The organism is Kitasatospora sp. NPDC089797 (genome assembly GCF_040684795.1).
Classification (GTDB): domain Bacteria; phylum Actinomycetota; class Actinomycetes; order Streptomycetales; family Streptomycetaceae; genus Kitasatospora.
In genome coordinates, this window is record NZ_JBFBGS010000078.1 from 15,668 (window position 1) to 33,872 (window position 18,205).

18 protein-coding genes and 1 tRNA gene are annotated in these 18,205 nt (G+C 73.3%); 9 read left to right on the forward strand and 10 right to left on the reverse strand.

Annotation, left to right across the window (positions count from 1 at the left end):
• The first annotated feature begins 152 nt into the window (after positions 1-152).
• From AB0O91_RS38775 to AB0O91_RS38785, 3 genes are read left to right on the forward strand one after another with little or no spacing between them, the layout of a single operon-like run.
• Positions 153-1,004: a hypothetical protein gene (locus AB0O91_RS38775; protein ID WP_363443481.1), complete on the forward strand. Its 852-nt coding sequence runs from the start codon at positions 153-155 to the stop codon at positions 1,002-1,004.
• Entirely contained in the window at positions 1,001-1,786 is a 786-nt protein-coding gene (locus AB0O91_RS38780) for a response regulator transcription factor (RefSeq protein ID WP_363443483.1), read from the forward strand. The genes AB0O91_RS38775 and AB0O91_RS38780 overlap by 4 nt, the downstream gene beginning before the upstream one ends.
• A complete protein-coding gene (locus tag AB0O91_RS38785) occupies positions 1,783-2,991 on the forward strand; it encodes a HAMP domain-containing sensor histidine kinase (RefSeq protein WP_363443485.1) in 1,209 nt (402 codons plus the stop codon). Before AB0O91_RS38780 ends, AB0O91_RS38785 begins: the two co-directional genes overlap by 4 nt.
• Before the next feature lie 143 nt (positions 2,992-3,134).
• Here AB0O91_RS38785 and AB0O91_RS38790 read toward each other — a convergent pair.
• Positions 3,135-3,208 (reverse strand) — tRNA-Thr (locus AB0O91_RS38790).
• A 308-nt stretch (positions 3,209-3,516) separates the two neighbouring features.
• Here AB0O91_RS38790 and ugpC point away from each other — a divergent pair.
• The 3 genes from ugpC to AB0O91_RS38805 all read left to right on the forward strand — a co-directional run bounded on the left by ugpC (position 3,517) and on the right by AB0O91_RS38805 (position 6,217).
• Positions 3,517-4,608, forward strand: coding sequence for a sn-glycerol-3-phosphate ABC transporter ATP-binding protein UgpC (gene ugpC / locus AB0O91_RS38795; protein ID WP_363443487.1), 1,092 nt, complete (start codon positions 3,517-3,519; stop codon positions 4,606-4,608).
• Positions 4,609-4,841: 233 nt separating this feature from the next.
• Positions 4,842-5,285 (forward strand): hypothetical protein, encoded by a 444-nt coding sequence (locus AB0O91_RS38800; protein WP_363443489.1) that lies wholly within the window; start codon positions 4,842-4,844, stop codon positions 5,283-5,285.
• Between the two features lie 143 nt (positions 5,286-5,428).
• The gene (locus AB0O91_RS38805; protein WP_363443491.1) at positions 5,429-6,217 is read left to right on the forward strand and encodes a nucleotidyltransferase family protein; all 789 of its coding nucleotides are present in this window, start codon (positions 5,429-5,431) and stop codon (positions 6,215-6,217) included.
• A gap of 92 nt (positions 6,218-6,309) precedes the next feature.
• On the opposite strand, the gene AB0O91_RS38810 is transcribed toward AB0O91_RS38805, so the two are convergent.
• The 7 genes from AB0O91_RS38810 to AB0O91_RS38840 form a co-directional block, all read right to left on the reverse strand.
• The gene (locus AB0O91_RS38810; RefSeq protein WP_363443493.1) at positions 6,310-7,896 is read right to left on the reverse strand and encodes a DoxX family membrane protein; all 1,587 of its coding nucleotides are present in this window, start codon (positions 7,894-7,896) and stop codon (positions 6,310-6,312) included.
• Between the two features lie 264 nt (positions 7,897-8,160).
• Positions 8,161-9,153 carry a 23S rRNA (guanosine(2251)-2'-O)-methyltransferase RlmB gene (gene rlmB, locus AB0O91_RS38815; protein WP_363443495.1) on the reverse strand — a complete coding sequence of 331 codons (993 nt, stop codon included), beginning with the start codon at positions 9,151-9,153 and terminating at the stop codon, positions 8,161-8,163.
• 136 nt (positions 9,154-9,289) lie between these two features.
• The gene (cysS, locus tag AB0O91_RS38820; protein WP_363443497.1) at positions 9,290-10,684 is read right to left on the reverse strand and encodes a cysteine--tRNA ligase; all 1,395 of its coding nucleotides are present in this window, start codon (positions 10,682-10,684) and stop codon (positions 9,290-9,292) included.
• 115 nt (positions 10,685-10,799) lie between these two features.
• Positions 10,800-11,195: a PPOX class F420-dependent oxidoreductase gene (locus AB0O91_RS38825; RefSeq protein ID WP_363443499.1), complete on the reverse strand. Its 396-nt coding sequence runs from the start codon at positions 11,193-11,195 to the stop codon at positions 10,800-10,802.
• 208 nt (positions 11,196-11,403) lie between these two features.
• The gene (gene ispF, locus AB0O91_RS38830; RefSeq protein WP_363443501.1) at positions 11,404-11,895 is read right to left on the reverse strand and encodes a 2-C-methyl-D-erythritol 2,4-cyclodiphosphate synthase; all 492 of its coding nucleotides are present in this window, start codon (positions 11,893-11,895) and stop codon (positions 11,404-11,406) included.
• The gene (ispD, locus tag AB0O91_RS38835; RefSeq protein ID WP_363443513.1) at positions 11,885-12,640 is read right to left on the reverse strand and encodes a 2-C-methyl-D-erythritol 4-phosphate cytidylyltransferase; all 756 of its coding nucleotides are present in this window, start codon (positions 12,638-12,640) and stop codon (positions 11,885-11,887) included. Before ispD ends, ispF begins: the two co-directional genes overlap by 11 nt.
• Before the next feature lie 257 nt (positions 12,641-12,897).
• Complete coding sequence (locus AB0O91_RS38840; protein WP_030244332.1) at positions 12,898-13,380, reverse strand: CarD family transcriptional regulator; 483 nt, start codon at positions 13,378-13,380, stop codon at positions 12,898-12,900.
• Positions 13,381-13,842: 462 nt separating this feature from the next.
• Here AB0O91_RS38840 and AB0O91_RS38845 point away from each other — a divergent pair, with 462 nt between their 5' ends.
• Positions 13,843-14,541, forward strand: a complete 699-nt coding sequence (locus tag AB0O91_RS38845; protein ID WP_363443503.1) for a DUF461 domain-containing protein — start codon at positions 13,843-13,845, stop codon at positions 14,539-14,541.
• Positions 14,542-14,709: 168 nt separating this feature from the next.
• Here AB0O91_RS38845 and AB0O91_RS38850 read toward each other — a convergent pair whose 3' ends face one another.
• Together AB0O91_RS38850 and AB0O91_RS38855 are read right to left on the reverse strand one after the other, a co-directional pair.
• A complete protein-coding gene (locus AB0O91_RS38850) occupies positions 14,710-15,405 on the reverse strand; it encodes a response regulator transcription factor (protein ID WP_031069385.1) in 696 nt (231 codons plus the stop codon).
• 2 nt (positions 15,406-15,407) lie between these two features.
• A complete protein-coding gene (locus AB0O91_RS38855) occupies positions 15,408-16,799 on the reverse strand; it encodes an ATP-binding protein (protein ID WP_363443505.1) in 1,392 nt (463 codons plus the stop codon).
• Between the two features lie 306 nt (positions 16,800-17,105).
• On the opposite strand from AB0O91_RS38855, the gene phoU reads away from it, so the two are divergent.
• Entirely contained in the window at positions 17,106-17,792 is a 687-nt protein-coding gene (gene phoU, locus AB0O91_RS38860; RefSeq protein ID WP_363443507.1) for a phosphate signaling complex protein PhoU, read from the forward strand.
• A gap of 182 nt (positions 17,793-17,974) precedes the next feature.
• The gene (locus AB0O91_RS38865; protein WP_363443509.1) at positions 17,975-18,157 is read left to right on the forward strand and encodes a hypothetical protein; all 183 of its coding nucleotides are present in this window, start codon (positions 17,975-17,977) and stop codon (positions 18,155-18,157) included.
• Positions 18,158-18,205: the final 48 nt, after the last annotated feature.

The following is an 18,205-nucleotide window of genomic DNA, read 5'->3' on the forward strand; positions in this document are numbered from 1 at the left end:
CGGCGGACCGGACCAGGTAGAACTGCAGAACGACACGACGACAGGCCTGGCCACCGGACCACGGCTCCACGGGCTCCACGGGCTCCACCGCCGAACCGGCCACCGCCCGGCCGTCCAGGACCGACCGCGCACGAGGAGGACGAGCACCGACCGTGGCACCACGCCCCCCGCTCCGCCGCCGCCCCGGCGCCGTACCCGCGGCCGCCGTCGCCGCCCTCGCCGCCCTCGCCATCCTCACCGGCCTCGGTGCCCTGGCCTTCGGCCGCCCCGCCCCCGGCGGCCTGCGCGACGACGGCCCGCACGCGGTGGTCACCCCGCCGGCGTCCGCCAAGCCGCTCTGGCCCGACCTGGCCACCGCGCCGCCGCTGGTCTCCCCCACCGGCGGCTCCGCCACCCAGGCCCCGCCGCAGCCCGTCCCCGACCTGGTCGTGCCCGGCCACGACCTCACCGCGGTCGACGTCCGCACCCTCCTCGGCAAGGACCCGGGCTTGAGCCCGGAGGAGCGGCGCGCGCTCGGCTCCTGCACCGACTGCGAGGTGCGGGCCCCGGAGTTCCGCGACCTCACCGGCGACGGACGGCCCGAGCTGATCACCGCCGTCACCGCACCCGGAACGGCCGTGCTGCACGTCTACACCCTGGTCGGCGAGCACGTCCTGCCGATCCTGCAGGTCCAGGTGCAGCCGCAGTTCAGCGCCGCGACCGTCGACTCCGACCTGTGGCTGTACGAGCCGACCACCTACAACACCCGGACCACCAGCCAGTACCACTGGGACGGCAGCCGGCTCGCCCTGGTCGGCAAACAGGTGGACGGCGTCGGCCTGCTCCCGCCCACCGACCCGACCACCGACCAGCCGTCCGTCGCCGGTGCCGGTGCCGCTCGGAGCACCGCCACGGCGCGTCCCACCCCCGCCGCGAAACCGTCCTCCGGCGTGACCCTGCCCCGTCCCGTCCAGCCCACCCCCCAACCGCCCGGTCCCACCGCCGTCCCGGAAGCGAAGCGATGATCAGCGCAGCCTCCCCCGCCCAGCCGCACATCCTGCTCGTCGAGGACGACGAGGTGATCCGGGAGGCCACCCGGATGGCCCTGGAACGCTACGGCTTCCCGGTCACCACCGCCGCCGACGGTCTGGAGGGGCTGGAGGCCTTCCACGCCGTCCGTCCCGACCTGCTCCTGCTGGACGTCATGCTGCCGCTGCTCGACGGGGTCGGCCTGTGCCGCCGGATCCGGGAGGAGAGCCAACTGCCGATCCTGATGATGTCGGCCCGCACCGACCCGGTGGACGTGGTCTCCGGTCTGGAGGCGGGCGCGGACGACTACGTGGTGAAGCCGTTCGAGAGCGCCGTCCTGGTGGCCCGGATCCGTACGGTGCTGCGCCGGGTCCGGGTGGCCCCGCCGACCGATCCCACCACCCGGTCCGTCCCCGCGCCGGCACCGGACTCCGTCTCCGTCCCGGCTTCCGTCCCCGCTTCCGTCCCCGTCCCCGCAGCCACCCCGGCCGTCCGCAGCCTCGACGGCCTCCAGGTGGACACCGACAGCATGGAGGTGCGGGTGGACGGCCGCCTCGTCCCGCTCACCCCCACCGAACTGCGACTGCTACTGGAGTTCACCGCCGCGCCCGGCATCGTGCTGGAGCGCTCCGCGCTGCTGGAACGGGTCTGGGACTACGAGTGGGGCGCCGACACCCGGGTGGTGGACGTCCACGTGCAGCGGCTGCGGGCCAAGATCGGCGCCGGCCGGATCGAGACCGTCCGCGGCTTCGGGTACAAGCTGCGGCGTCCCGCATGACCCTGCGCCGCCAGATCGCCACCGCCGTCGCCGCCATCTCCGTCCTGGTCGCGGTGGCGGTCGGCCTGCTGGTCCACCAGGCGATGATCCGTCAACACGTCGACCAGGCCCGCTCCTCGGCGCTGACCGCCCTCGGCACCGCTCTGACCGACTACGGCCGCGGCCTGGCCACTCCCGGCGCCACCCGCGACGACCCGGTCCTCCCCGCCCGGCTGCACCAACTCGCCACCGACGGCCGACAGGGCTCACTGCTCGCCACCGACCCGCAGGGCGAGGCGATGTGGGCGGCGGGCCCGGTCCAGGACGGGACGCTCTCCGTCCGGCTGGACTTCACCCAGGACCGCCGGGCGATCGCCGACCTGGACCGGATCATCCTGATCACCGTCGTCGCCGCGGTGTTCACCACCGTGCTGGCCGGCGTGCTCGTCGCCGACCGGATCAGCCGCCGCCTGCGCACCGCCGCCACCGCCGCCCGCGGCATCGCGGCCGGCGGCACCGACACCCGGATCGGCGAACTCGTCGACGGGAAGGACGAGGTCGCCGAACTCGCCGCCGCCGTCGACCTGATGTCCCGCACCCTGCACCGCCGCCTGGCGGACGAACAGCGCTTCACCGCCGACGTCGCCCACGAACTGCGCACCCCGCTCACCGGACTGGTCACCGCCGCCGAGCTGCTGCCGCCCGGCCGCCCCACCCAGCTGGTGCAGAACCGGGTCCAGGCCCTGCGCGTCCTGGTCGAGGACCTCCTGGAGGTCTCCCGACTGGACGCCGACGTCGAGTCCCCCGACCTCTCCGCCGTCCCGCTGGAGCGCGCGGTCCGCCGCACCGTCACCCTCACCGGCCTCGACGTCGCCGTCGAGATCGCCCCCGGCACCACCGGCCGCCAGGTCCGCACCGACCTGCGCCGCCTGGACCGCATCCTCGGCAACCTGATCCTCAACGCCCACCGCCACGGCGCCGGCCCGGTCCAACTCCACGTCGACGACCGCCGCATCACCGTCCGCGACCACGGCCCCGGCTACCCCGACGACCTCCTCGACCACGGCCCGCAGCGCTTCCGCACCAACGCCCCGGAACGCGGCCGCGGCCACGGCCTCGGCCTCACCATCGCCACCGGCCACACCCGCGTCATCGGCGCCACCCTCACCTTCGCCAACCACCCCACCGGCGGCGCCCTCGCGACCCTCACCCTCCCACCCGACTGACGCCCGCCCCGGTCCCCTGCCCCGTCCCCGTGGGCAGCATTCGCGGCCGTCCCCGGACACAACCGGATCACCAGAAAGCCCCGAGCCGTGACCGGCCCGGGGCTTTCCGCGTTCTTCGACCCCTTGACCGGAGCCGGAAGCTGAGCCCCCTGTCGGGTTCGAACCGACGACCCCCGCTTTACAAGAGCGGTGCTCTGGCCAGCTGAGCTAAGGAGGCACGGTGACCGTCCGCGAAGGATCACGGCGGCACCGGGGGGCAGTCTACCGGGCCGGGGTGACGGGGTGGGGGGATATCCAGGGGTTGACGGGGTGGGGCGGGGGCGGGTCGGGCGGGGCGGGCGTGATGGAACCGATGCGGAAATCGGGGCGGAGGGGGGCTGACAAGCGGCGGAAGCGCAGGTAGCGTCGCCGGGAGTCGGTTCGGGCAGTGGTTCAGACCACTGGCGGGCCGGCGGGGACGCACGCACACACCCCCTTTACTCGGATCGTCCGGCACGTTCCTGCCGGTGAAGGAGAAGAACGACGATGGCTTCTGTCACGTACGACAAGGCGACCCGTGTCTACCCCGGGGCGACCAAGCCCTCGGTGGACGCGCTGGACCTGGAGATCGCCGACGGCGAGTTCCTGGTGCTGGTCGGTCCGTCCGGCTGCGGCAAGTCGACCAGCCTGCGCATGCTGGCGGGTCTGGAGGACGTCAACAGCGGCGCGATCCGGATCGGCGACCGGGACGTCACCCACCTGCCGCCGAAGGACCGGGACATCGCGATGGTGTTCCAGAACTACGCGCTGTACCCGCACATGACCGTCGCCGAGAACATGGGCTTCGCGCTCAAGATCGCCGGCGTGAACAAGGCGGACATCCGCACCAAGGTCGAGGAAGCGGCGAAGATCCTCGACCTCACCGAGTACCTCGACCGCAAGCCGAAGGCGCTCTCCGGCGGCCAGCGCCAGCGCGTCGCGATGGGCCGGGCGATCGTCCGCCAGCCGCAGGTCTTCCTGATGGACGAGCCGCTGTCGAACCTGGACGCGAAGCTCCGCGTCTCGACCCGTACCCAGATCGCCGGCCTGCAGCGCCGCCTGGGCATCACCACCGTGTACGTCACCCACGACCAGACCGAGGCGCTCACCATGGGCGACCGGGTCGCGGTGCTGAAGGACGGCCTGCTGCAGCAGGTCGACACCCCGCGCAACATGTACGACAAGCCCGCCAACCTGTTCGTGGCCGGCTTCATCGGTTCGCCGGCCATGAACCTGGTCGAGGTGCCGTTGGTGGACGGCGGGGTGAAGTTCGGCGGCTCGGTGGTCAACATCTCCCGCGAGGACCTGGCCGGCGCCCTCACCGACAAGACGGTGACCGTCGGCATCCGCCCCGAGCACTTCCAGATCGTCCCGGCCGGCGGCATCGAGGGCGTCGCGGTGACCGTGAACGTGGTCGAGGAGCTCGGCTCGGACGGCTTCGTCTACGGCACCACCCAGATCGGCGGCGTGGACAAGGACCTCGTCGTTCGGGTGCCCGGCCGCCAGATCCCGGCCCGCGGCGAGACCATCCACGTCGTGCCGACCGCCGAGGAGACCCACGTCTTCTCCACCGGCACCGGGGTCCGCCTCGGCCGCTGAGAGCCGCTGAGAGCTGCCAGGAGCTGCCGAGCGCTGCTGAGAGCTGCTGGAAGCCCACCGAGAACCCCCGGCTCACGAGCCGTCGCACGGAGCCCGTCGGACCCTCCCCGGTCCGGCGGGCTCCGTCCGTACACCCCCGCGTCAACACGGCGCAGGGACGAACCCGGACACCGTGTCACTCAATGGCGTGACGGAGGGCGATCCTGCCCGCACCCACCGCTACTCTCCTGAGGGTGAAGCAGCTTGTGCGCCGTATCGGCCAGACCTTCGCCCTGACCCTGCCGGTCGTCCTGGTGACCACCGGCACCCTCGCCGTGACCCGGGTCCCGTGGGCTCCACCGACCGCGCTCGACCAGCAGGTCGTCGCGGCGTCCAGCGGCGACGGCGCCGGCATCGGACGCTCCGCCACGGCCACCACCAGGACGGACGGGCTCGCCCCGCAGGACTCCCTGCGGGTCGCGCTGCTGGACGAGCTGCGCGCCAAGAACCCGTCGGCCGCGCTGGACCTGCTGGAGCGCTCGATGCGCGAGCAGCCGTCGCTGACCCCGTACTGCACCTCGCTGGCCACCGAGTTGGGCAAGGCCGCGGTCCGCAAGTACCAGGGCGACGTGCAGCGGGCCCGGTCCTTCGCCCGTCCGGTCTGCGACGGCGCCTTCGCGGCCGGCGTCGTCGGCTGACGGACGCCACCGCGACCGCGACCCACGACGCCACCGCGACCCACGACGCCACCGCGACCACCGACGTCGACGGGCAGCGCCGCGACCGGCGGTCCGCACCGGAGTGAGCGCTCAACCCCCTTCGGGCGCCCTATTGTTCAGGCATGACCGCTGACTCCGGCCCCACCGCCGACCCCGCGTCCCCGCAGTCCCAGCCGCCCCGGCCGACCACGACGCCCGTCACCCAGGCCGTGATCCTGGCCGGCGGCCAGGGCTCCCGGCTGCGCCCCTACACGGACGACCGCCCCAAGCCGCTGGTCGAGATCCCGGGGACGGGCACGCCGATCCTCGGCCACCAGCTGGCCTGGCTGGCCGCCGAGGGCGTCACCGACGTCGTGGTGTCCTGCGGCCACCTCGCCGACGTGCTGGAGGAGTGGCTCGACAAGGCCGAACTGCCGCTGCGGGTCCGCACGGTGGTCGAGGCCGAGCCGCTCGGCCGCGGCGGCGGCCTGAAGTACGCGGCGAAGGCGCTGCCCCGCCCGGACGAGCCCTGGTACGCCACCAACGGGGACATCTGGACCCGCTTCAGCCTGCGCGACATGGCGGCCTTCCACCACGAGCGCGACGCCGTCGCGACGCTCGCCCTGGCCCGGCCGCGGATCCCCTGGGGCGCCGTGGAGACCGACCAGTTCGGCAACGTGCTGGACTTCATCGAGGCCCCGCCCTCGCCGTTCCTGATCAACGCGGGCCTGTACGTGTTCAGCCCCGAGTTCGCGGAGCTGCTGCCGGACGTGGGCGACCACGAGCGCACCACGTTCCCCCAACTCGCCCGCAGCAAGCGGCTGGCCGGCTACCAGCTGCCGCAGGGCGTGTACTGGCGGGCCATCGACACCGCGAAGGACCTCACCGAGGCGGCCAAGGAGCTCGCCGCCTACCGCGACAGCTCCGCCTGACCGCGGCCGAGCCCCCACCCGACCCCGTACGCACGAACACCACGGCCGGGTGCTCCCCCACGGAGCACCCGGCCGTAGCGCGTCCGGTGGCCTCAGGTGGCCGTCGGCGTCCCCGGACGGGAGGACTGCCCGCCGGACAGGTCGGACAGCGGTCCGCTGCCGAGCACCGGCCCGCTGCCGAGCACCCCGCCGAGCAGCCCCGAGCCACCGCTCGGGCTGGGCTTGGCCGCCGGGCCCGAGCCGCTGCCGGGGGCCGGGGTGCGCTGGGCGGGCGCGGAGCCGGGCCCGGCGGCCGGGGCGGCCGGGGCCGGGGTGGTTCCGCCGGCCTCGGCCTTGCCGGAGTGCTTGCCGCTGGGCGCGGCCCCGGACGGCTTGGCGGCCGGGGCCCCGGAGGGCGCGCCCGCGCTCGGCGTCGGGGTGGCCGGGTGCGGGGCGACCGCCGGCGGCGGGGTGGACGTGCCCTGGCCGGCGGGGGCGCCGGAGGGGCTGCCCGACGGCCAGACCGGGGTGCCGAAGTCGGTCGCCGGGCGGCCGGGCGCCTGCTGCCGGGCGCCGGTGCGGACGGCCGCGCCGAGCATCGAGCCGAGCAGCAGGGTCAGGCCGACCACGACGGTGGTGACCACCGCGCCGCGGCGCAGCACCCGGCGGCGGAGCGCTCCCGGCGCGCCCGCACCGATCCGGCGCCAGGCCTCCAGGTTGAGCCGCCCGTCGAGCGAGGCGAAGGGCGCCCCGGCGATCAGCAGCGGGCTCCAGGCCGCGAGGAAGATCAGGTCGGGGGTGTCGTAGACCGGGACGGCCCGCCAGCTGACGGTGAACAGCAGCGCGGCGGAGAGCAGCATGGCCGCCCCGGCGGCGAGCCGCTGCCACAGGCCGAGGACGGTCAGCACGCCGACCACGATCTCGGTGAACGACACCACCAGGCCGGACCCGACCGGGTGGGCCATCGCGAAGGCGAGCAGCGGCTCGGCGACCTTCCACGGGTGCAGCGAGGAGAGCCAGCGCATCATCGAGCCGCGCTCGCCGCCGTCGAAGTACACCGGGTCGCAGAGCTTGCTGAACCCGGCGTAGACGGAGAGCGAGCCGAGCACGGCGCGCAGCGGCAGCAGCACCAGGCCGAGGTCGACCCGGCGGCCGGGGTACCAGGGCTGCTTGCCCTCCGCCTCGGCGGCGGAGACCTCGGGCAGGTCGCCGCTGGGGGTCCAGCCGTGCGGCTCGCCGACCGGGCCGACGCCGGCGTCGGTGGCGGTGCCGGCGCCCTCGCGCGGCTGGCGGGGGACGGTCCGGGAGCCAGCGTAGGCCGGCAGCACCTGGGTGTCGCTCTCGTCGAGGTCGACGCCGCCGGGGGCGCCGCCGGTCCGCACCGCTTCCAGCAGCCGGGTGGCCGCGAGGTCGCCGGGGGCGGCCTGGCCGGTCCAGGTGACGGCGGTGACCCGGCCCTTGCGGCGCGGTGCTCCCCCGGCGGCCGCACCGGCCAGCGCCGGGACGGCCGAGGCGGGCACGACGACCTGCGGGGTGACCAGCGGACGGCGGATCAGGCCCTGGTTGGCATAGGGGTCGCCGAAGGCGGCACCGGTGGACAGCAGTCCGGCCGGGGCCTCGATCAGCGGCGCCACCGGGGTGCCGAGCCTGAGCCGGAAGCTCGCCTGGGTGTTGCTGAGGCGCGCGGGGTCCGACGGCACCTTGACGGTGTCGAGCCCGGGGCCCGAGCCTGCGTCTATCCCGGTGCTGCCGCCGCCGAACAGGGGGCGCCGAGGTGTTCTGGTGTCCACGTCCACGCCCGTCTAACCGGGTGACGGCCGCTTAGGACACTCTCTCGGGTGGATGTCCGGCGCATACTTGAAGTGATCATGAGAAAAGCGATCGGACCCGGTCGGGCCCGATCGCTTTTCACTCGGATCGCGGAGAATTCAGAAGATCTGCTGCGGCCGCGACACCCGGTGTGCTCAGCGCTTGGCGCGCAGTCGCGCGGCCTCGTACAGCACGATGCCCGCCGCGACGCCGGCGTTCAGCGACTCGGTCAGGCCGCTCATCGGGATCCGGACCCGCATGTCGCAGGTCTCCGAGACCAGCCGGGACAGGCCCTTGCCCTCGCTGCCCGCGACGATCACCACGGGGCCGGTCAGCAGCTCCAGGTCGCCGATCTCGGCCTCGCCGTCGGCGGCCAGGCCGACCACCATCAGGCCGGCCTTCTGGTAGGCCTCCAGGGTGCGGGTCATGTTGGTGGCCCGGGCGACGGGCAGCCGGGCGGCGGCGCCGGAGGAGGTCTTCCAGGCACCGGCGGTCATGCCGGCCGCGCGGCGCTCGGGGATGACCACGCCGTGCGCGCCGAAGGCGGCGGCGGAGCGGACCACGGCACCCAGGTTGCGCGAGTCGGTGACGCCGTCGAGCGCGATGATCAGCGCGTCCTGGCCGGCGTCGTTGGCCTCGACCAGCAGGTCGTCGGGGTGCGCGTACTCGTACGGCGGGACCTGGAGCACCAGGCCCTGGTGGTTCATCCCGCCGGTCATCTGGTCCAGCTGCGGGCGCGGGGCCTCCATCAGCGGGATGCCGCGGTCGTTGGCGGCCTGGAAGGCGTCCCGGACCCGGTCGTCGGTGTCGATGAACTGCTGGACGTACAGCGCGTTGGCCGGGACGTCACCCTGGAGGGCCTCGACCACCGAGTTGCGGCCGAAGACCAGCTCGGCGCTGCCCGCGCCGCCGCGGCCGCCGCGACCGCCGGCACCGGCCCGGCGCATGCCGGCCCGGGCCTTGGCGTCCCGCTCGCGCTTGAGGGCGGCGTTGGCGGCCCGCTGCTTGGGGTGGCCCTTGCGCTCCGCGCCGGGCGGGGTCGGGCCCTTGCCCTCCAGCGCCCTCCGGCTGTGCCCGCCGGTACCGACAGACGCGCCCTTCTTCGATCCGGGGTTGCGGCGGTTCCTGCGCTGGCTGTTGCCGGCCATGGCTGTACTTCCTGTCTGTCCGGCATGCCCGGCCGCCCCGCTCGGTGCGGCGACGGCCTACGGCATGCGCTACGTCATGCGGGAGGGCCGCACCGGTCCGGTACGGCCCACCCATCACCCCGATCGTCAGATGGGGTTACTGGCTGTTGATCGTCCAGCGCGGGCCGGACGGGGTGTCCTCGATCACCAGCCCGGCCAGGCCGAGCTGGTCGCGGATGGCGTCCGCGGTGGCGAAGTCCTTGCGCTGACGCGCCGCCTGCCGCTGGTCCAGGACCAGGCGGACCAGCGAGTCGACCACACCGTGGAGGTCCTCGCCGCGCTCCGTCCCGGCCCAGTGCGGGGCGAGCGGGTCGAGTCCCAGTACACCGAGCATCGCACGGACCTCGGCCAGTCGCGCCACCACGCTCTCCTTGTCGTCCGCGTTCAGGGCGCTGTTGCCCTGGCGGACGGCGGTGTGCACGACGGCCAGCGCCTGCGGGACGCCGAAGTCGTCGTCCATCGCCTCGGCGAAGGCCGGCGGCACCTCCGGTGCGGCGTCGACCGTGCCGCAGCGCTCCACGGCCCGCTGGACGAAGCCCTCGATCCGGCCGAAGCCGGCCTCGGCCTCGCGCAGCGCCTCCTCGCTGTACTCGATCATCGAGCGGTAGTGCGCGGCGCCCAGGTAGTAGCGGAGCACGATCGGCCGCCAGGCGCGGACCATCTCGGAGACCAGCACCGAGTTGCCGAGCGACTTGCTCATCTTCTCGCCCGCCATGGTGACCCAGGCGTTGTGCACCCAGAAGGCGGCGAAGTCGTCGCCGTAGGCCTTGGACTGGGCGATCTCGTTCTCGTGGTGCGGGAAGACCAGGTCCAGCCCGCCGCCGTGGATGTCGAAGGCCGGGCCCAGGTACTTGTGGACCATCGCCGAGCACTCCAGGTGCCAGCCGGGGCGACCGCGGCCCCACGGCGTCTCCCAGCTGGGCTCGCCCGGCTTGGCGGCCTTCCACATCGCGAAGTCGCGCTGGTCGCGCTTGCCCGTCTCGCCCTCGCCCTCGGGCTGGCGGAGGTCGTCGAGCTTCTGGTTGGAGAGCGCGAGGTACCCGGGGTACGACTTCACGTCGAAGTAGACGTTGCCGTCGGCCGCGTAGGCGTGGCCCTTCTCGATGAGCCCCTGCATCATCTCGATCATCTCGGGGACGTGCCCGGTGGCCCGCGGCTCGACGGTCGGCGGCAGGCAGCCCAGCGCGCTGTAACCGTCGTTGAAGGCACGCTCGTTCTCGTAGGCGATCTGCCACCACGGCGTGCCGAGCTCGCGCTCCTTGGCGATGATCTTGTCGTCGATGTCGGTGACGTTCCGGACGAAGGTCACCTGGTAGCCGCGGTAGGCGAACCACCGCTGCATGATGTCGAAGTTGAGGCCGGACCGGATGTGCCCGATGTGTGGCGCCGACTGGACGGTAGCGCCGCACAGGTAGATCGAGACACAACCCGGTACAAGCGGGACGAAGTCGCGTACCTGGCGGGTGCTGGTGTCGTACAGACGAATGCTCACAGCGTCAAGCGTAGTGGGCGACGGGGGGTGCCCCGCGACATTAACCGGGAACGGGCAGCGCTTTCCCTGGGAACGGCCGGACCCGCCCCCGGGGAAACGCGGCCCGCCGCCGCGGTCAGATCTCGCCGACCACCTTGCGCGGGGTGAGCCGGACGACCACCCGGACGTCCTCCGGGCCGTCCCAGGTGTACTCGTCCACGCCCCGGTACTTGGCGGCCAGCTCGTCGATCAGCTGCCGGCCGCCCTCCGTGGTCAGCGTGACCGAACCGCGCACCTCCAGGTACTCGTACGGGTTCTCCGGCGGGTTGACCAGGATCGAGACCCGCGGGTCCTTCACCAGGTTGAGGTGCTTGCGGCGGCCCTCGACGGTGGAGAACAGGATGTCGTCGCCGTCCCGCTTGACCCAGACCACGGAGGACTGGGGACTGCCGTCCGGCTGGATCGTGGAGACCACGGCGAAGCTCTTGCCGTCGATCAACGCCTTGGCGCGGTCGGAGAGTTGCGCACTCATCGAAAACCTCTTCTCGTCGGCGGCGGTGCGGTACGGACCCGGGGGTGAGCTCCACCCGGGCCCGGGTCGCACCCTATCGACTCGGGGCCCTGCACCTCGCGTGAACACCCGTCAACTCCCGGTTATTCCCGGCCGACCGGAGGCATCGGCGGTGACGACCGGAGGCATCGGCCGGGATGCCCCGGGGCGCCGGCCGGCGCGGCCGGGCTCAACGCCGCTCGTACACCACCGCGGTGGCGATCGCGGCCAGCCCCTCGGCCCGGCCGGTCAGGCCCAGCCCGTCGGTGGTGGTGCCGGAGACCGAGACCGGCGCGCCGACCGCACCGGACAGCGCGGCCTGCGCCTCGGCCCGCCGCTTGCCGACCTTCGGCCGGACGCCGATCACCTGGACCGAGACGTTGCCGATCTCGAAGCCCGCCGCACGGACCAGCCGGGCCGCCTCGGCGAGCAGCTTCACCCCGGAGGCGCCGGCCCACTCCGGGCGGTCGGTGCCGAAGTGGGCGCCCAGGTCGCCGATCCCGGCGGCCGAGAACAGCGCGTCGCAGGAGGCGTGCGCGGCGACGTCCGCGTCCGAGTGCCCGGCGAGCCCGAACTCGGCCTCCGGCCACTCCAGTCCGGCGACCCAGAGCGGGCGACCGGCCTCGAAGGCGTGCACGTCGGTGCCGATCCCCACCCGGGGGATCAGGGGCTCAGTAGGCATCGGCGGCCCTCCGGCGGGCGAGTACGGCCTCGGCGAGCACGAGGTCCAGCGGACGGGTGACCTTGAACGCCTCCTCGTGGCCCGGCACCACGACGACCGTGCCGCCGTAGCGCTCCACCAGTCCGGCGTCGTCGGTGACGGACGGGGCGTCGGCGCCGCCGGCGGCCTCCTCGGCCAGCGCCTTGGCGTGCACCTCGACCAGGGTGGCCCGGTCGAAGCCCTGCGGGGTCTGCACCGCGCGCAGGGTGGCCCGCTCGGGCGTGTCGAGCACCGGCTCGGCACCGCCCGGGTTCGGCTCGACCCGCTTCACCGTGTCGGCCAGCGGCACCGCGGGCACCACCGCGGGCGCCCCGGCCCGGACGGCGGCCGCGACGGCGTCCACCACCTCGACCGGGACGAGCGGTCGGGCCGCGTCGTGCACCAGGACGATCCCGACGTCGTCCGGGATCGCGGCCAGGCCGAGCCGGACCGAGTCCTGCCGGGTCGCGCCGCCGGCCACCACCCGGATGTCCTTGTCGTCCAACCCGTGGCTGTCCAGCAGGGCGACCACCTCGGCCACCCCGTCGGCGGGCGCGGCGACCACGACCAGGCCGACCGCCCGGCTGCGGGCCAGGGCCCGGACCGCGTGCACCAGGAGCGGCACACCGCCCAGTTCCCGCAGGGCCTTCGGGGCGCCGGGCCCCAGCCGCTCACCGCGTCCCGCGGCGGGCACCACTGCTGCTGCGACTGCTGCTGAGGCGTTCAGGTTTCACTCCTTCGGAGAAGTGGGTATGGCCTTGGCGTGCCCGGCGGGCGCGGGGCCCCTTCCGAAGAACCACTGGTCCACTGCCCGCCGCACAACTGCGCAGAAACGGTCTTTCAGGCCGGGACCGGCTCGGGTGGGGGCGTCGTCCGGACACGCCTCAGCGCCCGGAGTGCCACTGCACCACCCCGGGACGGTTCGTCCTGGGAGCGGCACGCCGGCACCGGGCGCTGTGGGCGTTGGGCGCGAGCCCGACCGCACTACGAGGCGAGCACCTCGTCGAGCAGCGTCTCCGCCTTGTCCTCGTTGGTGTTCTCCGCCAGCGCGAGCTCGCTGACGAGGATCTGGCGCGCCTTCGCGAGCATCCGCTTCTCGCCGGCCGAGAGACCGCGCTCGCGCTCGCGACGCCAGAGGTCGCGCACGACCTCGGCGACCTTGATGACGTCGCCCGAGGCGAGCTTCTCCAGGTTCGCCTTGTAGCGACGGGACCAGTTGGTCGGCTCTTCGGTGTACGGTGCGCGGAGCACCTCGAAGACCCGGTCCAGACCCTCCTGGCCGACCACATCGCGCACGCCGACGAACTCCGCGTTCTCGGCGGGCACGCGGAGCGTCAGGTCTCCCTGCTGCACCTTGAGCACCAGGTAGGTCTTGTCCACACCTTTGATCTGGCGAATTTCGATGGCCTCGATCAGCGCGGCCCCGTGATGGGGGTAGACCACCGTGTCGCCAACCTTGAACGTCATGTGACAGGACCCCTTCCGTGGCTTTCCAGAATAACACGCCTTGCGGCCCACCCGAAGGGCGTTTTCGCAGGTCAGGGCCGGTCTCGGGGCTTGACAAGGACCCCCATGACGTGCTGCGACCGATGTTCGACAGGGGCTTCCCGCAGGTCGGAGGCGGTTCCGAGCTCCGACGAAACCCTTGCGCAACACCCCCGCAACCATGATTGGATCTTGAGCTTTCACCCCGTTTCGAGTCGTGACCGGATCGTTATCCGATCTTGGTCGAAGCTTGCCCTCCCCGGCGTCCCCGCGGGCGCGCGGGAGAGCGGGCTCCGATGACCCGTTCATGTCACAGGTACCGCCGGACGGCCCCCGCAGGGCCCCTGGAGTGCGACACGGGGACCACCCCGTGAGGAGCGCATAAGTGAGGTCGATAATCTGAGACCTGACCTGTCGACACGTGACCTAGGAGTAGCCGCCGCCGTGAGCCGCAGCCTTCGACGCGGCAGCATCGCCGCCATCGCCGCCATCGCCATCGCCTCGCTGTCCTCCTGCGCCGCCGGCAACACGCCGGACACCCTGCAGATCAAGCCGGACAACGCGGCGGCGACCCTTGGGACGAACCTTCGACTGAACAACATCGTGATCGTCACCGGGGTCGGCACCTCGGGCGACTACACCGGCCCCGCCAACGTGGTCGTGAACATCTCCAACACGGCCACCACCCCGGCCGAGCTGCAGTCGATCACCGTCGGCAACGGCGCCACCGCCTCCTTCGCGGACGCCGCGGGCGCCGCGCAGCCCACCATCGTCATCCCGGCGGGCGGCTCGGTGGCGATCGGCGGTCAGGGCAACCCCTCCGCCTCGCTCAGCTCCGCCGCCGTCCACGTCGGCGGCTACGCCGCCACGACGTTCACCTTCAAGGACGGTCAGAAGGTCGAGACCCAGGCCGGCGTGAGCCCGGACTCGGACAAGGGCCTGTACAAGGGCTACGGACCGACCCCGGCGGCCGTGCCCACCCACGGCACCTCCCCCGCCGCGGGCGCCCCGGCCTCGCCCTCCGCCGGTACCCCCGCGACGGGCGCTCCGGCCGCCCCGTCGACCGGTGCCCCGGTCAGCGGTGCCCCGACCACCCCGGTCGCCGGCGGCACCCCGGCGACCACCGCTCCGGCCGCTCACTGACGGAGTGCGCGGAACCCTCCCGCCGGCCCCTCCCGGGCCGACGGGAGGGTTCCGCGCGTCCCGGCCCGGGTGCGCGGCGCCTGCCGCCGCCCGGACGCCCGGACGTGACGAAGGCCCCCGCCGGCGGTCGCCGGCGGGGGCCTTCACGCGTCGTCGCGGGCCTACGGCCTACGGCTCGAACTTGTAGCCCAGGCCACGGACCGTGACCAGGTAGCGCGGCGCGCCCGGGTCGGGCTCGATCTTGGCCCGCAGGCGCTTCACGTGGACGTCCAGGGTCTTGGTGTCGCCGACGTAGTCCGCGCCCCAGACCCGGTCGATCAGCTGCATCCGGGTCAGCACCCGGCCCGCGTTGCGCAGCAGCATCTCCAGCAGGTCGAACTCCTTGAGCGGCAGGTCGACCTTGGCGCCGTCCACCGTCACCACGTGCCGGTCCACGTCCATCCGGACCGGGCCCGCCTCCAGGGCGCCCGGGCCGCCGCCGTTGTCGCCCGCGCCGCCGTCCTCGCCGCGGCGGCGCAGCACCGCGCGGATCCGGGCGACCAGCTCACGGGTGGAGTACGGCTTGGTGACGTAGTCGTCCGCACCTATTTCCAGCCCGACGACCTTGTCGATCTCGCTGTCCTTGGCCGTCACCATGATCACCGGGACGTTGGACCGCACCCGGAGCTGGCGGCAGACCTCGGTGCCCGGCAGGCCCGGCAGCATCAGGTCGAGCAGGACGAGGTCGGCGCCGTTGCGTTCGAACTGCTCCAGGGCGTCGGGGCCGGTCGCGGCGACGGCCACCTCGAAGCCCTCCTTGCGGAGCATGTACGAGAGGGCGTCGCTGAACGACTCCTCGTCCTCGACCACCAGTACTCGGGTCACGATCAGGCCTCCGGGGCAAGCTGGGTTGTCTTTGTCAGGGGTTGTTCCCGCTCCCCCGCGGGGAGCGAACGGGCCGCACGGTCGGTGCGGTCCGCGGTGAGGGTTCCGTGGTCGCCGGGCTCGTCGCCGGCGAAGTCGTCGTCGAAGCTGTCGTCCAGGTCGTCGGGGTCGGGCTCGTCGGCGGTGGGGGCCTGGCCGGCGGGCAGCCGGACGGTGAAGGTCGAGCCCTGCCCCTCGACGCTCCACACCGAGACGGTGCCCCCGTGCGAGGCGGCGACGTGCTTGACGATGGACAGGCCGAGGCCGGTGCCGCCGGTCTGTCGGGAGCGGGCCGGGTCGACCCGGTAGAAGCGCTCGAAGACCCGCTCGCGGTCCTTCTCCGAGATCCCGATGCCCTGGTCGGTGACGGAGATCTCGATCAGCTCGCCGTCCGCCTCGCCGAGCGCGGCGGCGCTGGAGATCCGGCGGGTCGCGATGGCCACCCGGGTGCGCGGCGGACTGTAGTTGACGGCGTTCTCCACCAGGTTCCCGAGCGCGGCGGCGAGCTGGCCGCGGTTGCCGTGCAGGTAGAGGCCGGCGATGCCGCCGGCCGCGATCAGGATCTGCTTGGCGGCGGCCTGCTGGCGGCAGCGGTCGATCGCCTCGGCGATCAGCTCGTCCACCGCGACCGGCTCCGGGTCGACCATCAGCCGGTCGTCCTGGACCCGGGAGAGGTCGATGATCTCCTGCACCAGGCTGGCCAGCCGGGCCGCCTCGACCTGCATCCGGCCGGCGAAGCGCTGCACCGCCTCCGGGTCGTCGGACGCGTCCACGACCGCCTCGGAGAGCAGCGACAGGGCGCCCACCGGGGTCTTGAGCTCATGGCTGACGTTGGCCACGAAGTCCCGGCGGACGGCCTCCACCCGGCGGCGCTCGGTCTGGTCCTCGACCAGCACCAGCACCAGCCGGGAGCCCAGCGGGGCGACCCGGACGGAGACCGCGAGCGGCTCGGCCGCGCGGGCCGCGCCCGGCCGGGGCACCTCCAGCTCGACCTGGCGGATCTCGCCGTCCCGGCGGGTGGCGCGGGCCAGCGCGAGCATCTGGTCGACGGCGACCGCGCCGCCGCGGACCAGGCCCATGGCGTAGGCGGCCGAGCTGGCCTTGACCACCTCGTCGCCCTCGCCGAGCACGATCGCGCAGGAGCGGAGCACCGAGAGCACGGTGTCGACCCCGGGGGGCAGCGGGGTCTCCGGGGTGCCGGTGCCCAGTGCCTGGTACCGGCCGTACTGCTTGCCGCTGGTGTACTTGCCCTTGGCCTGCTCGCGCTCGCTCCAGCGGAAGGCGATGGAGGCGGTGAGGCCCACGCCGAGCCCGGCTATGGCACAGGCAGCGGCAGCGGCCACATTCACGTCCATGTGGCCAGCGTAAGCGCACGGCCAGGCCTGTCCCCAAGGGCTGGATCAAGGCATCGACCATGCGTTGCCGAGAATTCACCTTCACGTAGCTGCTGATTCACCGTACCGGCCGTGCATCGTCGCCCGAACGGCACAGAGTTGGCCATGCAGCCCGTGTGGGAGAGACCGGTGCGTCGAAGGGCGGCCAAGGTCTCGGGTGTGCGCGTACCATTCGCGCCACCAGCAGCGGTCACCCGGACGTCGGAACGACGGTCGGACGGGCTGACCGGTCGGCACCGCCACCGACACAGCTACTGAGGAGAGAACATGCGCGACGCGTACCACGAGGAACTCGATGCGATCGGCGACAGCCTGGTCGAGATGGCCCGGCTGGTCGGCTCCGCCCTGGGCCGGGCCACCACCGCACTCCTCGACGCGGACCTGGCGCTGGCGGAGAGCGTGATCTCCGCCGACGAGAAGGTCAACGAGCTGCACCACGAGCTCGAGAACCGCGCCATCGACCTGCTCGCCCGGCAGCAGCCCGTCGCGACCGACCTGCGCATCGTGGTCACCTCGCTGCGGATGAGCGCCGACCTGGAGCGCTGCGGGGACCTCGCCCGGCACGTCGCCAAGGTCGCGCGGATGCGCTACCCCGAGTCGGCCGTCCCCGCCGACCTGCACTCCACCGTCCTGGAGATGGGCCAGCTCGCCCAGCGGCTGGTGGCCAAGGCCGGCCTGGTGATCGCCACCAAGGACGTCGACAAGGCCCTGGAGATGGAGCAGGACGACGACCGGATCGACGCCCTGCACCGCGAGCTGCTGTCGCACCTGATCGACGAGCGCTGGCACCACGGCATCGAGACCGCCGTCGACATCACCCTGGTCGGCCGCTACTACGAGCGCTTCGCGGACCACGCGGTGTCGGTCGCCAAGCGCGTGGTGTACCTGGTGACGGGCGAGCACGTGGCCGAGTTCGTGGCCGCCAGCGAGGCGGCGGAGGCTGCCGGGGCGTAGTGACCGCCGCTCACCCCTACGGGTGAGTACACACGGGTGAGTAAACCTGTGGCGGGGGTGGTGTGGATGCACGGGCACCCGTACGTCCCACCACTGCGCGCCCGTTGACGCTTCCTCCGAACGGCGGCTTCACTCGACGGTGGGGCACCGCAGCGTGCCCGCCACTAGGAGGGAAGAGCTCGATGAAGGCCAACCCGACCCGAACGGTCCCCGCCCAGCACGGCGTCGAGCCGCCCGCCCCGAAACTGCTGCCCGTCCTCGCGGCCGGCTGCGGCTGCGGCCCGGGCTGCGGCTGCGGCTGCCAGTCCGGCGCGCCCTGCCAGTGCGGCGGCGCCGACGGCGGCTGCTGCGGCGGGGCCCACTGAGGAAGGCCGCCCCGGAGACGACAGGGGGTGCACGGCCGCCGGGCGGCC

Coding starts and splice junctions, on each gene's coding strand:
- AB0O91_RS38865 (WP_363443509.1), top strand. CDS start 17,975: ATGAAGGCCAACCCGACCCGAACGGTCCCCGCCCAGCACGGCGTCGAG.
- ispF (WP_363443501.1), bottom strand. CDS start 11,895: ATGCCTACTGAGCCCCTGATCCCCCGGGTGGGGATCGGCACCGACGTG.
- AB0O91_RS38780 (WP_363443483.1), top strand. CDS start 1,001: ATGATCAGCGCAGCCTCCCCCGCCCAGCCGCACATCCTGCTCGTCGAG.
- AB0O91_RS38825 (WP_363443499.1), bottom strand. CDS start 11,195: ATGAGTGCGCAACTCTCCGACCGCGCCAAGGCGTTGATCGACGGCAAG.
- phoU (WP_363443507.1), top strand. CDS start 17,106: ATGCGCGACGCGTACCACGAGGAACTCGATGCGATCGGCGACAGCCTG.
- AB0O91_RS38855 (WP_363443505.1), bottom strand. CDS start 16,799: ATGGACGTGAATGTGGCCGCTGCCGCTGCCTGTGCCATAGCCGGGCTC.
- AB0O91_RS38805 (WP_363443491.1), top strand. CDS start 5,429: ATGACCGCTGACTCCGGCCCCACCGCCGACCCCGCGTCCCCGCAGTCC.
- AB0O91_RS38785 (WP_363443485.1), top strand. CDS start 1,783: ATGACCCTGCGCCGCCAGATCGCCACCGCCGTCGCCGCCATCTCCGTC.
- AB0O91_RS38840 (WP_030244332.1), bottom strand. CDS start 13,380: ATGACGTTCAAGGTTGGCGACACGGTGGTCTACCCCCATCACGGGGCC.
- rlmB (WP_363443495.1), bottom strand. CDS start 9,153: ATGGCCGGCAACAGCCAGCGCAGGAACCGCCGCAACCCCGGATCGAAG.
- ugpC (WP_363443487.1), top strand. CDS start 3,517: ATGGCTTCTGTCACGTACGACAAGGCGACCCGTGTCTACCCCGGGGCG.